Origin of the sequence: Streptomyces sp. NPDC002742 (genome assembly GCF_042888885.1) — a bacterium.
Classification (GTDB): Bacteria; Actinomycetota; Actinomycetes; order Streptomycetales; family Streptomycetaceae; genus Streptomyces.
Genome location: NZ_JBIAQF010000001.1, coordinates 131,473 through 152,665 on the forward strand (window position 1 = coordinate 131,473; position 21,193 = coordinate 152,665).

At 71.7% G+C, this 21,193-nt stretch carries 19 protein-coding genes; 5 read left to right on the top strand and 14 right to left on the bottom strand.

Going from position 1 to position 21,193, the window contains the following annotated elements:
• The first annotated feature begins 168 nt into the window (after positions 1-168).
• Positions 169-786, top strand: a complete 618-nt coding sequence (locus tag ACFYW8_RS00580) for a TetR/AcrR family transcriptional regulator (RefSeq protein WP_389065081.1) — start codon at positions 169-171, stop codon at positions 784-786.
• 54 nt (positions 787-840) lie between these two features.
• On the opposite strand, the gene ACFYW8_RS00585 is transcribed toward ACFYW8_RS00580, so the two are convergent.
• A complete protein-coding gene (locus tag ACFYW8_RS00585) occupies positions 841-1,473 on the bottom strand; it encodes a LysE/ArgO family amino acid transporter (RefSeq protein ID WP_389065086.1) in 633 nt (210 codons plus the stop codon).
• Between the two features lie 356 nt (positions 1,474-1,829).
• Between ACFYW8_RS00585 and ACFYW8_RS00590 the strand changes: the two genes are divergently transcribed.
• From ACFYW8_RS00590 to ACFYW8_RS00600, 3 genes are read left to right on the top strand one after another with little or no spacing between them, the layout of a single operon-like run.
• Positions 1,830-3,104: a cytochrome P450 gene (locus ACFYW8_RS00590; protein ID WP_389065091.1), complete on the top strand. Its 1,275-nt coding sequence runs from the start codon at positions 1,830-1,832 to the stop codon at positions 3,102-3,104.
• Between the two features lie 20 nt (positions 3,105-3,124).
• On the top strand, positions 3,125-3,319 hold the full coding sequence (locus tag ACFYW8_RS00595) for a ferredoxin (protein WP_365872216.1): 195 nt from the start codon (positions 3,125-3,127) through the stop codon (positions 3,317-3,319).
• 46 nt (positions 3,320-3,365) lie between these two features.
• Positions 3,366-3,899 carry a flavoprotein gene (locus ACFYW8_RS00600; protein ID WP_365872037.1) on the top strand — a complete coding sequence of 178 codons (534 nt, stop codon included), beginning with the start codon at positions 3,366-3,368 and terminating at the stop codon, positions 3,897-3,899.
• Between the two features lie 54 nt (positions 3,900-3,953).
• Here the strand turns inward: ACFYW8_RS00600 and ACFYW8_RS00605 are convergent, their stop codons facing one another.
• From ACFYW8_RS00605 to ACFYW8_RS00620, 4 genes are all read right to left on the bottom strand, one after another.
• On the bottom strand, positions 3,954-5,672 hold the full coding sequence (locus tag ACFYW8_RS00605) for an ArnT family glycosyltransferase (RefSeq protein ID WP_389065099.1): 1,719 nt from the start codon (positions 5,670-5,672) through the stop codon (positions 3,954-3,956).
• Positions 5,673-5,882: 210 nt separating this feature from the next.
• Complete coding sequence (locus ACFYW8_RS00610) at positions 5,883-6,545, bottom strand: DUF308 domain-containing protein (RefSeq protein ID WP_365872039.1); 663 nt, start codon at positions 6,543-6,545, stop codon at positions 5,883-5,885.
• A gap of 143 nt (positions 6,546-6,688) precedes the next feature.
• Positions 6,689-6,892: a hypothetical protein gene (locus ACFYW8_RS00615; protein ID WP_261707285.1), complete on the bottom strand. Its 204-nt coding sequence runs from the start codon at positions 6,890-6,892 to the stop codon at positions 6,689-6,691.
• 127 nt (positions 6,893-7,019) lie between these two features.
• Complete coding sequence (locus ACFYW8_RS00620; RefSeq protein ID WP_389065105.1) at positions 7,020-8,645, bottom strand: MFS transporter; 1,626 nt, start codon at positions 8,643-8,645, stop codon at positions 7,020-7,022.
• Positions 8,646-8,902: 257 nt separating this feature from the next.
• Between ACFYW8_RS00620 and ACFYW8_RS00625 the strand changes: the two genes are divergently transcribed.
• Positions 8,903-11,557 (top strand): LuxR C-terminal-related transcriptional regulator, encoded by a 2,655-nt coding sequence (locus ACFYW8_RS00625; protein ID WP_389065109.1) that lies wholly within the window; start codon positions 8,903-8,905, stop codon positions 11,555-11,557.
• Between the two features lie 79 nt (positions 11,558-11,636).
• Here the strand turns inward: ACFYW8_RS00625 and ACFYW8_RS00630 are convergent, their stop codons facing one another.
• The 9 genes from ACFYW8_RS00630 to ACFYW8_RS00670 all read right to left on the bottom strand — a co-directional run bounded on the left by ACFYW8_RS00630 (position 11,637) and on the right by ACFYW8_RS00670 (position 21,060).
• Positions 11,637-12,056 carry a hypothetical protein gene (locus tag ACFYW8_RS00630; protein WP_365872045.1) on the bottom strand — a complete coding sequence of 140 codons (420 nt, stop codon included), beginning with the start codon at positions 12,054-12,056 and terminating at the stop codon, positions 11,637-11,639.
• A gap of 223 nt (positions 12,057-12,279) precedes the next feature.
• Positions 12,280-13,599, bottom strand: coding sequence for an alpha-glucosidase/alpha-galactosidase (locus ACFYW8_RS00635; RefSeq protein ID WP_389065116.1), 1,320 nt, complete (start codon positions 13,597-13,599; stop codon positions 12,280-12,282).
• Positions 13,596-14,627, bottom strand: a complete 1,032-nt coding sequence (locus ACFYW8_RS00640; RefSeq protein WP_389065121.1) for a carbohydrate kinase family protein — start codon at positions 14,625-14,627, stop codon at positions 13,596-13,598. The genes ACFYW8_RS00635 and ACFYW8_RS00640 overlap by 4 nt, the downstream gene beginning before the upstream one ends.
• Before the next feature lie 5 nt (positions 14,628-14,632).
• Positions 14,633-15,463 carry a carbohydrate ABC transporter permease gene (locus tag ACFYW8_RS00645; protein ID WP_389065126.1) on the bottom strand — a complete coding sequence of 277 codons (831 nt, stop codon included), beginning with the start codon at positions 15,461-15,463 and terminating at the stop codon, positions 14,633-14,635.
• On the bottom strand, positions 15,460-16,422 hold the full coding sequence (locus ACFYW8_RS00650) for a carbohydrate ABC transporter permease (protein ID WP_389065131.1): 963 nt from the start codon (positions 16,420-16,422) through the stop codon (positions 15,460-15,462). Before ACFYW8_RS00650 ends, ACFYW8_RS00645 begins: the two co-directional genes overlap by 4 nt.
• 48 nt (positions 16,423-16,470) lie before the next feature.
• Positions 16,471-17,763 (bottom strand): ABC transporter substrate-binding protein, encoded by a 1,293-nt coding sequence (locus ACFYW8_RS00655; protein ID WP_365872056.1) that lies wholly within the window; start codon positions 17,761-17,763, stop codon positions 16,471-16,473.
• A gap of 11 nt (positions 17,764-17,774) precedes the next feature.
• Complete coding sequence (locus tag ACFYW8_RS00660) at positions 17,775-18,740, bottom strand: endo alpha-1,4 polygalactosaminidase (protein WP_389065138.1); 966 nt, start codon at positions 18,738-18,740, stop codon at positions 17,775-17,777.
• Positions 18,741-19,231: 491 nt separating this feature from the next.
• Complete coding sequence (locus ACFYW8_RS00665) at positions 19,232-19,747, bottom strand: universal stress protein (protein ID WP_365872060.1); 516 nt, start codon at positions 19,745-19,747, stop codon at positions 19,232-19,234.
• Between the two features lie 5 nt (positions 19,748-19,752).
• The gene (locus ACFYW8_RS00670) at positions 19,753-21,060 is read right to left on the bottom strand and encodes an arsenic transporter (RefSeq protein WP_389066551.1); all 1,308 of its coding nucleotides are present in this window, start codon (positions 21,058-21,060) and stop codon (positions 19,753-19,755) included.
• Positions 21,061-21,193: the final 133 nt, after the last annotated feature.

A 21,193-nucleotide genomic window follows, 5' to 3' on the forward strand; every position in this document is an offset into this window, starting at 1 on the left:
ATTCCTTTCGTCGGTCGGGGTTCCCGGTGACGCCAGGGCGCGGCGACGACCGGTGCCGCGACCCGCACGGGGCGACAACCCCTACGGAGACCACCAAAGCAGAAACGAGTCAATAAGTGCAACCGTTCCAGTTTCTGCTTCGTTTCAGTTATGAAGTACAGTGACACCATGCCCGAATCCCCGACCGTCGGCCGTCGCGAGCGCAAGAAGGCCGCGACGAGGCAGGCCATCGCCGACGCCGCCCTGGAGCTCATCCTGGAGCACGGTTTCGAACAGGTGAGCGTCCGCGATATCGCCGAAAGGGCCGACGTGTCGACGACGACCCTCTTCGCGCACTTCCCGAGCAAGGAGGCACTGGTCTTCGACCGTGAGTCGGACGTCGACGCCGAGTTGGCCGCCGCCGTCCGTGAACGGCCGGCGGGCCAGGACGTGGTCGAGGCGCTCCGCGCCCACGCTCTGGAGTCCTGGGTGCCGCTGGCGTCTGATCCTCGTCTGCGTCAGCTCACCGCGCTGGTGGACCGGACGCCCGCGCTCCGCGAGTACGCGGAGCGTATGTGGATGCGGCATGCGAGCGCCCTCGGCGCCGTGATCGCGGAGGAGCTGGGCCGGGAGGTGGACGATCTCGCATGCTCGGCGCTCGCGCGGTTCGTCCTGGAGCTGCCGACCCTGGCCAGGGGCCGACGCGATCCACGCGCGGCTGTGGAGACGGTGTTCGACCTCCTGATAAACGGCTGGCGGGCGCAGTGCGATTCCGGCGATGGGGTCACCGGCTCTCGCAAGGGCTGAGTCGTCGGGGTGGATGCGGATGCGGTTGTCCGCGAAACACCTCGTGCCCGCTTCTCAGTGCGGGGCCCCCAGCATGCGTACCGCCAGCAGCATGATCACGGCGCTCGACGCGAGACCCGTCACCAGTCGTCCCCGGTGCCCCGTCAGGGTCCGGCCGAGCAGTGCGCCGCCCCCGGCGATCAGGAGCTGCCAGCTCGCGGACGCGGCGAACGCGGCGAGGACGAAAACCCCCTGATCCAGGGGGCGTACCGCCTCGGCCGTACGGCTGCCGAGCACCAGTGCGGCGAAGTAGACGACCGTGGTGGGGTTGAGCAGGGTGATGCCCAGCAGCGCCAGATAGGCGCGGGCCGGGTGACGAGGGTCGTGCCCGGTCCGTTCGGCGAGCCGGCGCTCGCGGTACTGACGCACCGCGCCGAACGCACCGCGGACCGCCAGCGCGGCGAGGACCAGCACGGAGGCCCACCGCAGCGGGAGCAGTATCGGCTGGAGCCCGACGGCCAGCGCGGTACCGCCGAGGGCGGCGACGAGGGCGTACAGTCCGTCGGCCGTCGCGACGCCCAGCGCGGCGAAGGCGCCGATCCGCAGGGACGTGCGAGCGGTGAGGGAGACGAGATAGGTCGCGACCGCTCCGACGGGCATGGCGATGCCATAGCCCGCGAGAAGCCCCGCGACGAGCGCGGCCGTCACGACCGGGGAAGCTCGGGCCTCCGCGGTCGGCCGGGCTGCTGCTGGACCCGCACCGGACGAACGGCGGCGGAGGTCGGCGGCAGGAGGGCTTCGATCGTGAACATGGGCCGATGTTCGGGCCACCGGATCCGCCCGCGCAACCGATTTTCGGAACGGGTGTTCCGAAGGGGTGCGAGTCATCACGGCGCGGGCGGGGCTCCGACCGGCGGGAATCCGGGGAAGCCGGAAGCGGGCCCGCCGTGCTTCGGCCAGATCGTGCGATCGGCTCATCTGGCCGAACTTCGGGTGGCCGGGTAGATGCCTGGGGCATCTAATGAAGATCGGCAAGAGGGAACCGTCGCTTGTGAGGTCACTCAATGACAGAAATCCCCCTGACCCAGTCCCCGGCAACGGGGCTCTCCCCGGCAGCAGAGCTCTCCGCGGTCCGGTCCGCCGCGACCCGGATCCAACCATCAGTCGCGTTCCCGCAGGACCGAACGTGCCCCTACCACCCGCCCGCCGCCTACGCGCCGTTGCGTGAGGGGCGTCCGCTGTCCCGGATCTCCCTCTTCGACGGGCGCGGCGTCTGGGTGGTCACCGGCCACGCCGTCGCCCGTGAACTCCTCGCCGACCCGCGGCTGTCCTCGGACCGCACGCTGCCCGCGTTCCCGGCGGTCACCGAGCGGTTCGCGGCCTCGCGCAACCGCCGGGTCGCGCTGCTCGGCGTCGACGACCCCGAGCACCACGTCCAACGCCGCATGCTGGTACCGAGTTTCACCCTCAAGCGGATCGGCGCGCTGCGCCCCGGCATCCAGGAGACCGTCGACCGGCTGCTCGACCGGATGGCCGAACAGGGGCCGCCGGCCGAGCTGGTGAACGACTTCGCGCTCCCCGTGCCCTCCATGGTGATCTGCGCCCTCCTCGGTGTTCCGTACGGCGACCACGACTTCTTCGAGGCGCAGTCCCGCCGGCTGCTGCGCGGCCCGGCCGCCGCCGACATCGAGGAAGCCCGCGACCAACTGGACGCCTACTTCGACTCGTTGATCGACCGCAAGCAGAAGGATCCCGGGGACGGGCTCCTCGACGAGCTCATCCACGATCAGCTGCGCGAGGGAAGGGCGGACCGGGAGGAGCTGATCGCGCTGGCGACCATCCTGCTCGTCGCCGGGCACGAGACGACGGCGAACATGATCTCGCTCGGCACCTTCACCCTGCTCAGGCATCCGGAGCAACTCGCCGAACTGCGGGCGGAACCGGCCCTGATGCCCGCCGCCGTCGAGGAGTTGCTGCGGTTCCTGTCCATCGCGGACGGGCTGCTCCGCGTCGCGACCGAGGACATCGAGGTGGCCGGGGCGACGATCCGCGAAGACGAGGGCGTGGTCTTCTCCACGTCCGTCATCAACCGTGACGAGCACGCCTTCCCCGAGCCCGACGCCCTGGACTGGCGCCGCTCGGCCCGGCACCATGTCGCGTTCGGCTTCGGCGTCCACCAGTGCCTCGGTCAGAACCTCGCCCGGGCCGAGATGGAGATCGCGCTGCTGTCGCTCTTCGACCGGTTCCCCGGTCTGCGGCTCGCCGCTCCCGCCGACGCCATCGCGTTCAAGCCCGGAGACACGATCCAGGGGATGCTGGAACTCCCCGTGACCTGGTAAGGGGCTTTGTGGGTATGGACATCGGCATCGCGATCGACAAGGACGTCTGCATCGGCGCCGGCCAGTGCGCCCTCGCCGCCCCGGGCGTCTTCACCCAGGACGACGACGGATTCAGCGCGCTGCTGCCGGGCCGCGCGGACGGCGGCGGGGACCCGATGCTGCGGGAGGCGGTACGGGCGTGCCCGGTCGGCGCCATCACGGTGACGCGGGCCTGACGCGCCCCTTCGTCCCGCGGGACCGGATCTTCCGTAGGGTTCCCCCGTGAGCGAAACCACCGAGAAGCCCTTCCTCTACGTCGTCGTGTGTGCGGCGGGCATCGCCGAGGACATCGGGACATTGATCGCCGCTGCGCAGGAGCGGGGCTGGGAGGTCGGGGTCATCGCCACGCCCCAGGGCCTCGGCTTCTTCGACGCGGCGGCCGTCGAGGAGCGGACCGGCCGCCCGATCCGCTCCGCCTGGCGGGCCCCCGGCGACCCGCGCCCCTTCCCCGCGCCGGACGCGGTGGCCCTCGCGCCGGCCACCTTCAACACCGTCAACAAGTGGGCGGCGGGCATATCCGACACCCTCGCCCTCGGAACGCTGTGCGAGGCGTACGGACTCGGCGTCCCCATCGCCGTACTGCCCTGTGTGAACGAGGCGTTGGCGGCTCACCCCGCCTACCGCGCCGGCGTCGAGCGGCTGCGCGGGATGGGCGTCCGCTTCGGCGACCCGTACGGCGGCGAGGTCCAACAGGACGGCGGGCGAAAGGATTTCCGGTGGGAGCGGGTACTGGACCTGCTCAGGCCCGACGAGTGACGGCGGGTCGCGTCACGTCCGACGGGTGACGGCGACGGCCACGTCGGGTCGGGCTCACGGCCTGCGGAAGATGGTGATCGAGTGGCCGACCTCCTCGACCCGCCGGCTCGTGGCGAGCAGAGCCCTCAGCGGGGCGTCGGCCTTGTCGATCGAGGTGTCGGACACGACGAGCAGCCCGTGCACCCGGTCCGCGGGCACCGTGCGCGGATCGGCCGCGTCGATGCCGTAGGCGGCCGGCACACCGGCGCCCTTGTACACGAACCACACCTTCTCGTGCGGGTAGTGCCCCGCCAGCCTGTCGGCCAGCCGGCCGAGATCCTGGCCCCAGTCGACGTTCGAGTCGTGAAGGCGCAGATAGGTCTTCTCCGGGCCGCCGAACGCCTCGTTCGAGTACGGCAGGTAGTACGGGTACGTCAGCAGCGAACTGACGGCGACGAACAGGACCAGCGCCGCCGAGACGATCACCGCCCGGCACCGGCGCACGAGGACGACACAGCCCGCCGCGACCGCGAGGAACACCGGCATGAACACGGCGTAGCGCACGCCGAGATCGCGGGAGCCGGTCATCGCCGAGGCCAGCAGCAGCGCCGGAGGGATCAGCAGGTACGGGGCGGCGGGCCGCAGCCGCCGCACGGCGAGCAGCGCGGCCGAACCGGCCGTCCACAGTGCCGTCATGCCGAGCGGGGTCTTCACCAGCAGCGCGGCCGGCAGGTAGTACCAGAGGGAACCCTGGTAGAGACGGCCGAAGAGGAAGCCCTGCCAGGTCGCGTTCTCGTAGCCGAACTGGATCCGCATCCCGTCCCGGTACGGCTGTGGCACGGGCAGGTGGTCGATGAGCAGCGCGCGCAGTCCGTGCACGGCGGGCAGGTCCGCGGGGGCCGTCCAGCGCAGCCGGGGATCGACGGCGAGATATGCCGCCCACACCACCGCGATGGCCACCACGGCCATGCCCGCTGCGGTCGCCGCACCCAGTCCGAGCAGCCGGGCCTTCGCCCGCGGGTCGCTCCACGGCGCCGCGCCGGTCGCGGGCCGGCCCGCGTGCCACAGGGACAGGACCGCGAGGAGCAGCAGCACCGGAACGGCCGGCAGCATGCTCATCTTCGTGGCCACCGCCGCGCCGAGCGCCACGGCGGCGAGCGGCAGGTACCGGAGCGGCCGCCGCCTGGCCCGCCACACGAGCCACACCGACGTCAGCAGGAAACCCGAGGCCGGCACGTCGAGCGTGGCCAGCGAGCCGTACGCGATCACGTCGGGCGAGAACGCGTAGAGCGCGAGGGCCACCAGCGCGCCCACGCGGCCCGCGAGTTCACGGGCGAACGCGAGGACGACCAGACCGAACAGCAGCGTCAGGACGATGACCGGCAACCGTGCCCACAACATCAGCCGCCAGGGATCGTTGCCGGACTCGTACAGCACACGCCGCCCGAGTTCCGTCTGATCGCCCTGGAACGCGGGGTCGAGGTGCGGGTGCGCGAACAGCAGCCCGCTCCCGATGATCAGCTTGCCCAGCGGCGGATGCTCGGGGTTGTACCGCAGGTCGTGCTGCTGGATGTAGACCGTCGCCGCGCCCACGTACACGGGTTCGTCGATCGTCGGCGTCTGCTCCACGGCCGTACTGACCATGGCGACCGCCATCTGGACCAGCAACAGGACCACGGCCACGACGAACGCGGCCCGCTTGTGCCGCCGCAGCCGCTCGAAGAGGCTCGGCGGCGCCACGGCGCTGTTCACCAGCACGTGGTCGTCGACCCGGCTGGCCATGAATGTCGGCATGCCCTTTGTTACGTCCGCTCCGTACGAGCCTGCTCATCGGCCGGCCCACGGATTCGGGTGCGCGTCGAGGCGCCGGCCGGATGATCCGGCCGGCGCCCAGGCAGGGGAGTCACGAGTATGCCCGGCCTTCCGCACAACTCAAGGAATCTCGGGCGGCTGTGTACGTACAGCCGGGCGTGCGCGGCCTCCTCTGTCTCGGCCTCGCCCCACTCAGTAAGGGGAGGCCGGGTCACGCGGCCCGGCCGAGACCGCCCTGCGCAGGGCGGCCCGCCAGGCGAAGGCCACGGCCAGTTCGACCAGACCGATCAGCACCATCCACAGGCCGAGCAGCCTCGTCAGGGCACGGGCGGACTCGGTCGGCAGGGCCAGCACGACGATTCCCGCGATGATGCCGATCGCCGCCCCGCACAGGACGAAGCCGCGGTGCGGCAGGTCCTTGCTGGCGAGAGCCGTGTACGCGGTCAGCACGCCGGACACGAGCCAGACGACGCCGACGATCAGGGACAGCGCGGCGATGGTCTGCATCGGGTTGCGCAGACACAGGACGCCGGCGAGTACGTAGACCACCGAGATCAGCAGTGCGGCGAACCGGTTGCCCTGTTCCCGGTGGCCGAAGACCGACACGAACCGGAACAGGCCGATCACCAGCAGATAGAGACCGAGGAGAACCGCCAGGACGTGCAGGGTCTCCTCCGGCCAGACCAGGACCAGGACGCCCGGGACCAGCGTCGCGACGGCCGAGCCGAGGAGCCAGGTCCAGGAGGCGCCGACTCGGTCCAGCAGCACCGTGGGGTCACCCGGGGGCGCGGCGGCCGAGCCCTTGTGCCAGGGGTCCGGTCCGGTGGGCGGTGCCGAACCATGCGAATCGGTCATGGTTCCTCCTCACGCGGTCGAGCGGGCCACTGGCGGACCGCCGACGGGACGGTGGGTGGATTCCCGGCTTCCAGGGTCCCGTGCGCCGGCGTCCGGCGGGTCACCCCCGGCGGGTGATCCTCCCCGGTGCCGCATCCGTGTCCTCATGGCTGTTCCGGCAGCTGGCGCATCTCCACGACACGCAGCCCCAGCGACCGGCAGCGGGCCAGCAGCCCGTACAGATGTGCCTCGTCGACAACCGGGCCGAACAGGATGGTCTGGCCGGAGATCAGCACGTGATCCATCTCCGGGAACGCCTCGGAAAGCGTCTCCGACAGATGTCCCTCGACGCGGATCTCGTACTGCATGTGGGGCTCCCCCCGGCGAGCGGCCTGGGGCAGGCGGACGGCCTTTCCCCACGATCATCCGGCGCAGCACCCCTCCCGCCCTCACCCGCAGGAGGTGAACCTAGGGCCGAGGCGCCGCCTCACTCGTTCACGTCTGTTCGAGGGAGTCGGCCGGCGCGCCGGCGTCGGGGGGCTTCTTCCGGCCCGCCCGCCCGGTCGGCAGGTGTGTCGTGACCAGGAAGCTGGCGAGTGTGATGCCGCCGGCCGCGAGGATCGCCGCCTTCAGGCCGTTCAACTGGGCCGTCGCGTAGGAGTCCGTGACGGCGGCGACCTCGGCCGGCGGCAGCCCGGCCTGTTCGGCCGCCGAACGCACCTCATCCGTCGGCACGAAACTGATGCCCGCTTCGAGGGCGACGCCCGTCTGCTGGCGCGCCTCCTGTGACACGTCCGGATTCTTCGCCACCTGGGTGGTGAAGGCCTGGGCCAGGGCGCCGATGAGGATCGATCCGATGAGCGCGGTACCGAGCGCGGAGCCCAGGTTCTGGGCGGTGAACTGGAGACCTCCGACCTCGCTGCGCTCCTCCTCGCCGACGGTGGACTGCACCACGTTGCCCAGCTGCGAGGCGAGCAGGCCCATGCCGACGCCCAGCAGGGCCATGGCTCCGGCGAACTGCGCGTCGTCGATGACCGGCTTGATGGTGGACAGCAGCCACGCGATCGCTCCGAGGAGGGTCAGCAGGGCCAGCCTGACCACCCGGCGCGGCCCCATCACCCGCCCCAGCCGGGAGGCCAGTACGGAGGCCAGCAGCATGGTGACGGACACCGGCAGCAGCCGCAGTCCCGTCTGGAACGCGTCGAACCCCTGCACCACCTGGAGATACAGCGGGATGGCGAAGAACAGCCCCAGCAGGATGAGATTCTGGCTGAGCAGCGTCAGCAGACCGGAGCGCAGGGGCAGTTTGTGCAGCAGCGACAGATGGATCAGGGGGTCGGTGCCGTGCTCCTCCCTCCGGCGCTCCCACTTGGCGAAGACGGCCAGGACGAGCACCCCGGCGGCGACGACGAACAGGGTCGGAGCGAAGCCGAAGACGGTGAAGGGCGGGTTGCGGGGCTGCACCCAACCCCAGGAACTGCTCTGCAGGACACCGAGCACGCCAAGGCCCAGCCCGGCCGCGGACAGGGCGGAGCCCACGCCGTCCAGCCGGGGGCGGGGATCGGGCCGGGGCGATTCGGCGATCGCCCGGCGGAAGAGGAGCATCGCGATCACGACCACCACCTCACCCGCGAAGACCAGACGCCAGGTGAGGTACGTCGTCACCCAGCCGCCGAGCAGCGGTCCGACCGCGATGCCCGCGCCGGCGAGGCCGCCGATGACGCCGTAGGCGACGGCCCGGTCCCGTCCGGTGTAGGCCTCCGCCACGAGGGCCGCCATGGCCGGCAGCACCATGGCGGCACCGAGCCCTTCGACGACCGACCAGCCGAGCGCGAGAACCCAGACGGTGGGAGCGACGGCGGTCAGGGCCGACCCGAGGCCGTAGACCATCAGTCCGATGATGAACATGCGACGGCGTCCGAGGATGTCGCCGAGCCGACCGCCGGTGGCCATGAAGGCCGCCATGACCAGGGCGTAGAGCGTGATGACGGCCTGGATGGCGGTGACCTCGGTGTCGAAGTCCTCGACCAGCTGGCTGATGGACACGTTCATGACGGAGGTGTCCAGGACCATCAGGAACTGGGCCGTGCCGAGCACCATCAGGGCGCGCCAGTGCTTCACCGGTAACCACCTCATCGAGTCGGCCCGCGACGCTGGTGCGCCGAACAGTGGCGTCCGGCCCCTGCTCCGTCCCCATGAGACCCGAAGACGGCGGTTCCCGCCTCACCCGCGGCGGGCGACCGGAGCCTGCCTTGCGACTTTCGGTACAGCGGGTGACGATCAATGTGCGGGGGATACGCCGGGGAGGGAGCTGTGGACCCGGACCACATCGGATCGAACACGTCGCCGCAGCCGATAGATCGCGGAGGCAGAACCCCATGGCCGGGCTGCTGACCCCAGGTGGTGACCCCCTGCTCGCCGTCCGGTTCACCGTCCCGGACCTGACGGAGACCTTCGTGCGCAGGCCGCGTCTGGTCGCACGTCTGACCGAGGGCGTTCAGGGCCCGCTGACCCTGGTGAACGGGCCCGCGGGCGCGGGGAAGACACTCCTGGTCGCCCACTGGATCTCCACGATGGGCCGTCCGGGTGACGTGGCCTGGCTGACCGTGGAGCACGAGGACACCGGCCCCGGCATCTTCTGGACCTACGTACTGGAATCCCTGCGACGGCACGGAGCGGCGGTTCCGGACGACATCGGCAGCCCCTCAAGCCCCGGCGACGTGGACCACTCACTGCTGACCCGGCTCGCGGCCTGGCTGAGCGAGCGCGCGGATCCGGTGATCCTGGTGCTCGACGAGTTCGACCGGGTGGGAGCCTCGGCGGAACTCGCGGACGAGCTCCAGTTCGTCCTGCGGCACGCCGGCGGCGGTCTGCGCCTGGTGATCGTCAGCCGTACCGAGCCGCAACTGCCGTTGCACCGCTATCGCGCCGCCGGAGCGGTGGCCGAGGTCAGGGGCGCCGACCTGGCGTTCGTTCCGGGCGAGACGGCGGCCCTGCTGAGCCGCCACGACATCCGGCTGTCGGACGACAGCGCGCGGTCGCTCACCGAGTGGACCGGAGGCTGGGCGGCCGGGCTGCGGCTGTGCATCCTCGCGGCGCAGCACGTGGACGATCCGGACACGTTCATCAAGAACTTCGAGGCGGGCCAGAGCACGCTCGCGGACTTCCTGCTGGCCGAGGTGCTGGAGGCGCAGTCGGACGAGACACAGGACCTGCTGCTGCGTTCGAGCATCCTCGAACAGATCCACCCGGAGCTGGCCAACGCCCTGACCGGCCGGGAGGACGCCGAACCCATCCTGGCCGGGCTCCAGCACGCCAACGCCTTCGTCGAGGCCATCGGTCACTCGTGGTACCGGCTGCACCCCTTGTTCGCGGAGATCCTGCGCGTCCACCTGCGCGTACGCCATCCGGGCATGGAGCCCGAGCTGCGTCGGCGGGCCGCCCGCTGGCTGAGCGACGCGGGACTGCTGGCGGAGGCTCTGCCCCATGCGGCGGGGGCGGGCGAATGGGAGCTCGCCGCAGGCCGGTTCGTCGACGAGCTGGCCATCGGACAGCTGTTGACGGGACTCGACGCCGAGCGCCTCGACGGACTCTTCGCCGCCATGCCTCCCGACGCCGGCGGCCCGGCGGCGTGCCTGGTGCGCGCCGCCCGGGAGCTCGTCCGCCACGATGTCGACCGGGGCCTCGACTTCCTGCGCCGGGCCGGGGAGAGCCTGACCGGCGAGGGGCCCGAGACGGCGGCTCTGCGGCTCAGTCACGCGCTGCTGAGGGTGTTCGCCGCCCGGCTGACCGGCTCGGCCGAGCTGGCGGAGGCGGCGGCCGAGGACATGAAGGCGGCGGAGCTGTTCCTCCCGGCGGAGCGGCTGGAACAGCACCCGGAGCTGTCGGCCCTGATGCTCACGGACCTGGGCTCGGCACAGTTGTGGGCGGGACGGTTCGACGCGGCCCGGACCTCGCTGTCCGCCGCCGCGCAGGTGGATGACGGACCGTCCACCGCGTACCCCCGGCACGAATCGCTCAGCCGGCTCGCCCTGATCGACTTCCTGTGCGGCAGGCCGGGCCGCGCCGAGTCGCACGCGCGGGCGGCGGTCGCCGAGGCGGAGCGCTCCGGACTGCCTCCTGCCGCCCGGACGGGGGTCGCCCAGCTCGTCCTGGCCGCGGTCGCCGTCGACCGTGACGATCTGGCCGCGGCGCAGACTCACCTGGACCAGGCGACCGCCTCCACCACGGCCTCGCACGATCCCGTCGCGATGGCGGGCCTCGGTCTCCTGCGCTCCCGCACGCTGCTGGCCAAGGGGCATCCGAAGGAGGCGCTGCGCGTTCTGCAGGAGCTCAAGCGGCCGCCGCACGGCGTCGAGCCCTCGCGGTGGGTCGGCGACCGGACCGCGCTGGCCATGTCCACCGCGTACCTGGCCCTCGGTGATCCGCTCGCCGCGCTGGACGTGCTCGCTGAGGAGCGGGCCGACGGGCCGGAGGCCACGGTGGCCGCCGCCCGCGCCCGGCTCGCGACCGGTGACGAGGAGACGGCACGCGCCCTGCTCGACGCGCTCTCCACCGAGCTGGACGACGGGCCCGGCATCGTCGTCCGGGTGCTGCTGGTGCGGGCCCAGACCGCGGACGCGCTGGGCGACGACTCCACCGCCCAGCGGCTGGTGGCGCGGGCACTGCGGCTGGCCAGGCCGGAGCATCTGAGGCGGCCCTTCGTGGAGGCCGGCCCCTGGCTGCGGTCGTTCGTGCGACGCAGGCCCGTGCTGGCCCAGGGCCATGAGTGGCTCCCGGTGACGGCCGCGGTCCGGGGCACCGGGCCCGCCCCGCGGCCCGATCACGCGCCGGTGGTGATCGAAGCGCTCAGCGACCGCGAACAGGAGGTGCTGGAACGACTGGCGCAGATGATGTCGAGGGACGAGATCGCCGCCGACCTGCACCTGTCGGTCAACACGGTCAAGACCCACCTCAAGAGCGTCTACCGCAAGCTCGCCGCGACCCGCCGGGGCGAGGCCGTACGACGGGCCCGCGACCTGCACCTCCTGTGAGCCGCGGACCCGTGCCGTCCGGTGCCGCTGACCGGTGTCGTGCGGCGTCGTGCGGTGCCGTGCGGCGGTGCCGTGCTGGCTATTCCGTGTCCGTGTCCGGCCCCGCGACACAGAGCGCCCAGATGACGAAGCCGTACAGGGCTATCAGCGTCAGGGACCAGACGGGGTAGTAGGGGATGTCGAGGAAGTTGGCGATGATCAGCAGCGCCGCGATGCCCACCCCGACCACGCGCGCCCAGGTGGCCGCCGTGAACAGACCGAGGCTCACCACCACGGCGACCGCGCCGAGCGCCAGGTGGATCCAGCCCCAGCTCGTCAGGTCGAACTTGAAGACGTAGTTCTGGCTGGTGACGAAGACGTCGTCCTGGGCGATCGCCATGACGCCCCGCAGGATGTCCAGGACGCCGGAGACGAACAGCATCACCGAGGCGAAGATCATCAAGCCGCCGGCCGCCGTCAGGGCGGTCTTGGAGCGGGTGTGATGCTGGGTGGTTGCCATGGCTGAACCTCCGTAGCGTGGGCTGCTGTCGCAGCCACTCACCACCGAGCCTGCGACAGCCGGCCCGCTCCGGCCTCACCCCCTGAGGGTGACGATGAACGGTCCCGGGTCCCAGGTCCAGGGCTCCGGGTCCCGGGTCCCGGGTGCGAGGGGAGCGACCCGGGGGGCCGCAGGATCCACGGGCGCCCCGGCCGCTCTCTCGGGCCGAGAGAGCGGCCGGGGCTCAGTGGCCCAGCAGCACCCTCAGCTCGGGCTGGAGCAGATCCCCGTGGGCCCGTACGAGGTCGTCGCACAGGTCCCAGATGCGCTCGACGGGGAGGGCGGCGGACGTCGCGGGGTCGGCCATCGCGGCGTGCCGGATGTGGCGCGGCTCGTGATCGGTGGCCGCGCGGACCACCAGGTCGTTGACCGCCACGTACGCGCTGTTCAGCGCCGCGCACTGTGGCGGCAACGCGCCGACGCGGGTCGGCTGCACCCCCAACGCGTCGGTCAGGCAGGGGACTTCGACGACACAGTCCGCCGGGAGGTTGTCGATCAGGCCAAGGTTGGGCACATTGCCGTAGATCGTGCGCGGGGTGCCCGTGAGCGTGCTGTGGATGATCTGCGGGGCGTACTCCAAAGTCCCCTCGACGGGGAGGGGCGTTCCGGCGGCGAGGGCCTCGCGGGTGCGGCGGTAGCTCGCCGCGTTCTCCTCGATGATCTCCAGATAGGCACCCACCGGCAGTCTGAGCCGCTCGATCTCGCTGTCGTGGTGGAGATACCACGGCACGTACTCCGAGGAGTGCTCGCTCGTCTCGGTGGGGTAGTGGCCGAGGCGGCGGTACATGTCCACGCGGACCCGGCGCAGCAGTCCGGGGTCCTTGGCGATGGCCTCGTCCAGCAGGGGGTAGAGATCCTGGCCCGCGCGCTCGAAACGCAGCACCCATGCCTGGTGGTTGACCCCGGCGGCCAGATGGGTGACCTCCTCGAAGGGGACGCCGACCAGCTGTGCGAGGTCGTGCATCGTCCAGTACACCGAGTGGCACAGGCCGGTGACGCGCAGGGCCGGGGCGATACGGCTCAGATAGAGGACGTTCATCGCCATGGGGTTGGTGTAGTTCAACAGCAGTGCGTCCGGGCAGAGTTCGGCGATGTCGGAGGCGAGTGCGCGGAGCACCGGGAAGGTGCGAAGCGCGCGGAAGATGCCGCCGATGCCGAGCGTGTCGCCGATGGTCTGGCGAAGTCCGTAGCGGGCGGGGACGTCGAAGTCGGTTCGGGTCGCGCGGTCCATGCCGACCTGGATGATGTTGATGACGAAGTCGGCGTCCTCCAGGGCCGAGCGGCGGTCGAGATGCGAGGTGATCGTGGGCTTGGCGCCGCGTACGCCCGCGATGTACCGGGCGGCACCCTCCGCCGTGGCGAGCCGCTCCGGGTCGATGTCGTGCAACGCGATCCGGGCGTGCGCGAGTTCGGGGAACGTGAACAGGTCCGCCAGCAGGCCCTGGGTGAACACCACACTCCCGGCTCCGATGAAGGCGATCTTCGCGGGGGTGACGTCGTTCATGTACGGCTCCTGGTGTCGCTCGTGCGGGGTGTGTCCGAAGTGCCTGGTTCTGCGGCTGTGTTCAGGGAGTTCGCGCCGGGAGGGGCACCCTGGATGTCCGTGCGGGCCGCGGCGCGGGCCTCGTCCCAGGTGGGCTGTGCCGCCGTACCGCCGTGCGCCCGCGTCGACAGCGAACCGCAGGCGGCGGCCACCGCGAGCGCGGAGCGCAGGTCCAGTCCCCGCAGGGTCGCGGCCACGAAGCCGGCGTCGAAGCTGTCGCCCGCGCCGACGGTGTCCACGGGGTCGACGGGCACGACCGGCGCGCGGGAGAACCGTGTCCCCGAGCAGGCGAGGGCGCCGTTCGCGCCGTCCTTGACGACGACCGTCGGCCCCCGGCCGGCCAGGAGGGCGGCGGCCGCGACGAGTTCGGGCTCCCCGGAGAGCGCGGCCGCCTCCGCCGCGTTGGGCAGCAGGAAGTCGGTGAACTTCAGTACCGGGCCGAGGAGTTCGCGGTCCCATCGCCCCGCCGGGTCGTCGTTGGTGTCGAGCGAGGTCGTCCTTCCCGCGTCCCGTGCCCGGCCGAACACCTGCGCCAGTGAACGTGCCAGACGGGGCATCAGGAAGAAGGAGGCCGCGTGCACATGCCGGGAGTCCGTGATCAGGTCCGGCGGCACGTCCTCGGGACCGGTCGCCACGAGACAGCCCGGCGCCGTGAGGATGGCCCGGTCCCCGTCCCCGGCGGTGACGACCGTCGTGAGCGGCGTGGGCAGGACCGGGTCCGTGACCAGGAAGCCGACGTCGACGCCGCGTCCGGCGAGCGCCTCGCGCACGAAGACGCCCGCGGGATCGTCACCGACCCGGCCCGCGAACGCGACCCGCAGTCCGAGCCGCGCGGCCCCGCACGCCATGATCGCCGCCGAGCCGCCCAGCACCAACCCGGCGTGCTCGACGAGCTGTTCGCGCTGCCCGAACTCCAGGGGGCCGCGCAGCGGGCCGACCACGACATCCGGATTGGCGTCGCCGACGACCAGGAGATCGAAGGATGTCATGGTGCCTAGCCCTTCAGACCGCTCGAAGTGAGCGACTGCACGAAGGTCTTCTGCGCGAGCAGGAACGCGACCAGGACGGGCAGCACGGTGATCACATTGCCCGCCATCACCGCCGACCACTGCGTGTGGTGCTGTCCCTGGAACGTCGTCAGACCGAGCTGCAGCGTGTACTGGGTGTCGTGGTTGATCGCGATGAGGGGCCAGGACAGATCGTTCCAGGTGCTCAGGAACGTCAGCACCGCGACCGTGGCCAGCGCCGGCCGGGCCAGCGGCAGCACGATCGAGAAGAGCACCCGCAGCCGCGAACACCCGTCGATCCAGGCGGCCTCCTCCATCTCCCTGGGCAGCGCGAGGAAGAACTGCCGGAACAGGAAGACCGCGAACGGGGTGACGAGCGACGGCACGATCAGCGCGCCGAGCGTGTCGATGAGACCCAGCTCCTTCATCACCAGGAAGGTCGGGATCATCGTGAGCTGGAAGGGGATCACCATCGTCGCCAGCATCAGCCCGAGCAGCGCCCTTGATCCGGCGAACCGCATCCGCGCGAACGCGTAGCCGCCGAGCGCCCCCAGCAGCAGATTCGACCCGACGGCCGCGCCCGCGACGATCAGTGAATTGGCGAACCAGCGGGGGAACATCGCGTTCCCGAACACATACCGGTAGCCGCCCAGGTCGATGCCCTTGGGCCACAGCGCGGGCGGGAACCGGTTGATCTCCGCGTTGGACATCACCGAGCTGAGCGCCAGCCACACCAGCGGCAGGGCGAAGCACAGGGTCAGCGGCGCCAGCAGCAGATGCCAGCCGCTCGGCCCGCGGGAGGTCGCGGGTGAACTCATCGGACCGCTCCTTCGATACGTTCCTGCCGGCGCCGTACGAGGTGCAGCGCCCCGCCCGCCACCAGCAGGGCGAGGGCGAGGACGTACGCCGCCGCGGCCCCGTAGCCCGCGGTGAACATCTGGAACGCCTGCTGCCAGACGAAGTAGACGACCACGCCGGTCGATCCGAGCGGTCCGCCCTTCGTCGTCACATAGATGAGGTCGAACACCTGGAGCGCCGTGATCAGTTGCCACAGCAGCAGGAACACGGTGACCGGGGTGAGGGTCGGCAGGACGATGTGGCGCAGCACCCGCCAGCGGCCCGCCCCGTCGATCCGCGCGGCTTCCACGAGTTCGGGCGGGACGTCCTGGAGCGCGGCCAGGTACACGACGACACAGAAGCCGACGCCGCTCCACAGCGAGATCAGCACCAGCAGATAGATCGCCTGGTCCGGGTCGGTCAGAAAGCCCTGCGGGGAGAGTCCGAGCTGGTGCAGCAGGGAGTTCGCGACGCCGAACTCCGGGTCGAGGATGAACGAGAACAGCACGCCCTGCGCGGTCGCCGACACCACGAACGGAACGAAGACGAGCGTGCGGTAGAGGCCGATGAACCGGATGCGGCGGTTCAGCGCGAGGGCGAGGGCCAGCCCGCCGACCAGGCTGAGCGGCACGTACAGGGCGGTGTACAGCAGCGTATTGCCCACGGCCGTATGGAAGTTGGGGTCCTGGAACAGCGCCCGGTAGTTGTCGAGGCCGACCCAGCGGCCCGGGGTGACCAGATCGTCGGCGCGGAAGGAGAGCAGCAGCGACCACACGACGGGCACGACGCTCAGACCGAGGATCACGACGACCGCCGGGCTGATGAACGCCCAGGCGGTGGTCGTCTCGCGACGGGTACGGCGGCGGGCGGCGCGTCGCGCGGCGGCCGGGTTCAGGGCGGCGCCGGGTGCGAGCGTGAGGGCGCGGGGAAGGGTGGACATGACGGCCTCCTTCAGCTGGAAGTCAGCTGGGAACGTCTGAAGTCGAGGTCACCGGGGGATGAGCAGGGCCGCGTCGGCCGTGTCGGCGCACCGGCGGATGGCGTGGGCGGGGGAGTCCTTGCCGAGCAGGACGGAGACGATCGCCTCGCCGAGCGCCTGGGAGATCTGCGGGTAGGCCGCGTGCACGGGCCGGACCCGGGCGGAGGCCAGTGTCTCGGTGAACACGTCGAGTCCCGTGGTCGTCGCGGAGTGCTCGCGCCACTCCGGCCGCCGGGCGGTGGCCGAGCTGAGCGGGAGGCTGCCTTCCGAGATGCCCCAGCGCGCGTCCTGGGCCGGCCGGATCATCCAGCTCACGAACTCGACGGCCGCGCGGGAACGGGCGGAACCGTTGTCGAACACGGTCCAGGTGTCCGGCCCGGAGATGGTGATCGGCCTGCCGTTGTACGTCGGCAGCGGGACGACGTCGTAGTCGATCTTCGCGGTGATGATGTCCGGCAGCTCCCATGGGCCGGTCGCCACCATCGCCATCCGGCCGCCCAGGAACACCTGGTACATCTGCTCGCTGCCGGGCTTCGGGTCCACGTACACGCTCTTGTCGTGGGCCAGCCGGGCGAGGGTCCCAAGAGCCTCGGTGCCCTGCCCGGCGAAGCCGATGCCCTTGCCGTCGGCGGCGACCACCTCGCCGCCGAGATCCCAGATCATGGGCCACAGCCGCCAGACGGTGTCCTCGTCGCCCGTGCCGGGCCAGCCCGTGCCGAACACCCCGCGCCCGGCGTCGGTCAGCCTGCGCGCGGTGTCGACGAACTCGTCCCAGCTCCAGCCCGGCTTCGGGTAGGGGATCCCGGCCCGCCGGAACAGCTTCTTGTTGTAGACGACGGCCAGCGAGTCGAGCACCGCCGGGGCGGCGCGCACCCTGCCGTTGACGGTGACCGCGTCCCGTACCGGCGCCCAGAAGGAGTTCCACGGCGGGGTGACCCGGTGCAGCGCGGACGTCAGGTCGACGACCCGGGGGCTGCGCGCGACGCTCGCCAGGTCCGAGCCGAAGACGTAGGCGATGTCGGGGTACGAGCCGGCGGCGAGCGCGGCCGTCACCTTCTGGAGCATCGCGTCGGCCAGCACCCCGCCGCCCGAACTGTCCACGCGGATGCGCGGATGCGTGCGGTTGAACTCGGCCACCATCGATTCCACGACCTTCCTGGCCGTGTCGTTCTGTCCGTGCCACAGCTCGACGGTCACCCTGCCGTCGGCGCCGACGCCGTCCGAGGGGCCGCCGCAGCCGGCGAGGGCCCCGGCGGCCGCCGCGCCCAGGAGCAGCCGGCGCCGCGCGATCGCGCGTGTCATCCCGGCCCCCGTCAGCGGGTCTTGCGGACGTAGTCCGCGCTGCCGGGTGTCGAGACCATGACGTCCCGGCGCACGATGCTCAGCCGGTCGCCGAAGGCCGAACGGGCCTTGCGCAGACCGCTGTCGGTGTACTCGATGACGACCACCCGGTCGTGGAACGCCTTCGCGTACTCTCCGCACTCGTCGTACTCTCCGCACTCCTCCGCCACCGCGAAATCGAGACCGGTCCGCGACCTGAGACCCGCCAGTTCGACGGTGTTCTTCTGTCCGATGGCCAGATGCCGGGCATGCGCGTGCCGCGACAGCAGGGTGATGAACGCGGTGGCGTCGTCCGCGGTCAGCAGCTTCCGGGAGCGGGTGTAGCTGTCGTAGTTGTCCGGCTCGATCGCGTCGAATCCCTTTTTGGCGCACTCGTCGATCCACCGGTCGACGCGCGCGGCCACCCGCTCGCGCTTGGCCGGGGTGCGGATGTCGAGCAGCGCCTCGTTCCAGTCCTGGTCGACGACGACCTTGCCGTGCGCGTCCCGCAGCAGCAGGTCGGCGGGCCACTGTCCGCGTTCCTCCGGCTGTGCCTGGAAGGCGTTGACGTAGCAGATGTTGTACAGGCCGGGCGCCGGGGACGAGGAGCGGTCGCGGCTCACGACGCGCACACCGGCGGCCGGAGGATAGGCGCCGCCGATCTGGTAGTCGAAACCCGCGTGCAGCGGAGGGAGTTTCACGGCAGTCGGTGTCGCGTCGGACCGGGGCGTCGGCGTCGGCTTCGGCGAGGTGGTCGCCGTTCCGGCGGGCGCCGAGGGGTCGGCCGTGGTCCCCGAGGCCGTCGGCGAGGCGGCCGGGGTCTTGGAGCGTGTGCTCGGGCGTTTCGGCGAGGCGCTCGTGTCCTTGCCCGAGTCGCAGCCCGCGAGCGTGAGAAGACCGGCCAGGGCCATGGTCGTGCCCAGCACTCCGGCGCGGAGAACACGTTTGACGGGGGGCATGTCCGCTCCATCAATCGCGAGTACGTCCCCGCCTCGGACGCGGCGAGCGATCCTGGCGACTTTGGCCGGACTTGAACCTGGTCCGTTACCGGCTGGGCGTACCTCTGCGTGCCGGGTCGCACCACGGCACGCCAGGATCAAACCGTGCATGCCCGACTTCGTCAAGGGCCCGCCTCCGGCACGGGCACCCCGGCCACCCGATGCCCTGCGCGCCTGCCCGCGGTGGCGGAACGCCGGCGCCCGCCACCATGACGTCCTGGCCGCCGCACGCCGGGAACGGGCCCGCATCCGCGGCGAGGGGTCCGTGACCTGGCCATCAGTGATCTTCGCAGGTGCCGTAGCCGAGGGCGTCCGGTTCGCGGGAGGGCCGGCCCGGCACCCCGTAGAAGTCGGTCTCCTCACGGCTCACAGACACGCCGCCCCTGTCCTGCCGGCCGATGTAGCGGGAGACGGGCCCGGACGCAGCCCGGCGAGCCTCCGTGGTCGGAGCGTCAGGGACGGGGGTGCTGCGACGGCTGTGGAGGGTGCGGGGGCGGGGGCGGCAACGTCGTGACGTCCGGCGCCGGTTCGGGCCAGACGAGCAGCACCGGGCAGGGCGCGTGGTCGACGACGAAACGGCCGGCCGGTCCCAGACTGTGCGGGCCGAGCCGGCTGCGGTCGCCGTCGCGGGCCAGCACGAGCAGACCGGCGTCCTCGGCCGCCGCGACCACCTCCCGCTCGGCCCGGCCGGTGCGCTCCAGCCGCGTCGACGGGCCCCCGAGCCGCTCGGCCGCCGCGTCGAGGAGCTCGGCGGCCGAGGTGGTACCGAGGGTCTCCAGCAGGTCCCCCGGATCGGGCTCGGAGCGCCCTCGGCCCAGAAGCCCCGCGAAGGCGCCGTGCGCGAGACCGGGCACCCCGGGATCCGCGACATGCAGCAGCACCACGTCCGTCGCGCCGGGAGCGTGCGTACGTACGGCGTCCACGCACGCGGGCCACGTTCCCTCGACCAGCCAGACGACCACCCGCATGTCCATCAGCCTCCGATGACGTGGAGCGAGAACCACAGCGCCAGTACGGCGGGGATCAGCGCCGCGGGCACGGCGATCAGTCCCAGCCGGGTGAACTCCTTGAGATCGACGCCGTGTTCGTGCTGATGCACGATACGTCGCCACAGCAGCGTCGCCAGGGAACCGGCGTACGTCAGATTGGGCCCGATGTTGACGCCCAGCAGTACGGCGAGCACCGCGCCCGCGCCCGAGTCGGCGGCCGGCGGCAGCAGGACGAGGACCGCGGGCAGGTTGTTGACCAGATTGGCCAGTACGGCGGCGATCGCGGCGATGCCGAGCAGTGCCGGCAGCGAGCCGCCCACCGGAAGGAAGCCCTCGAGCGCGTCGGCCAGACCGTTGTCGACCACCGCGCGGACGACGATGCCGAGCGCGAGGACGAAGGCCAGGAAGGACGGGGCGGCGGCGCGCACCACGGCGAGCGGGGTGGTGCGGCGGCGGAGGAGGGCGCGGGTGGCCAGGACGAGCGCTCCCGCCGCGGCCGACCAGGCCGGGTCGATACCGACCGCCGAGGCGAGGACGAAACCGGCCAGGGTGCAGCCCACGGTGACCATCGCGAACAGCGGCAGGTCCGGCGGCTCCTCGGCCCGCCGGGGGAGCGCGCCCGCCCCGAGGTCGCGGGCGAAGAAGCGCCGGAAGACGACGTACTCGGCGCCGATCGCGACCAGCCAGGGCAGCACCATCAGCGCGGCGAACCGGGTGAAGCTCAGACCGCTGGCCGTGAACGCGAGCAGGTTCGTGAGGTTGGAGACCGGCAGGAGCAGCGAGGCGGTGTTCGACAGGTGGGTGCACGCGTACACGTGCGGCTTCGGGCGGGCCCCCATCCGCGCCGCCGTCGCGAACACGACGGGGGTGAGCAGCACGATGGTGGCGTCCAGGCTGAGCACCGCCGTGATCGCCGAGGCGAGCGCGAAGACCGCGGTCAGCAGACGGCCGGGCTGCCCTTCGGCCCAGCGGGCCATCCACGCGCCGCACGCCTGGAAGAGCCCCTCGTCGTCGCAGAACTTGGCCAGGACCAGGACCGCCGCGAGGAAGCCGATCACCGGGCCCAGATGCGCGGCCTCCGCGCGGACGTGGTCCCAGGAGATCGCCCCCGTGGCCAGGACGAGACCGGCGGCGGGCACGGCCACCACCGCCTCGGGCCAGTTGAACGGCCGCACCACCGCGCAGACGAGGACGGCGGCGAGCAGGACGACGGACAGCGCCTCGGCGAACGGACTTCCGAGGGCCGCGGTGCCGTACGCGCCGGCGACGCCGTGGGCGAGTGGGCTGTTCAGGGGGCTGTTCAGGATCGGGTCCTCCGGGCGGCGTTGACGGCACCCCCATCACATCAGACGTGCCCCCGCTCGCCGGCGCGCGCCCTGCTTCGCCCCGGCGTGCCCTGCTTCGCTCCCTACCTCTGAGCGGCTG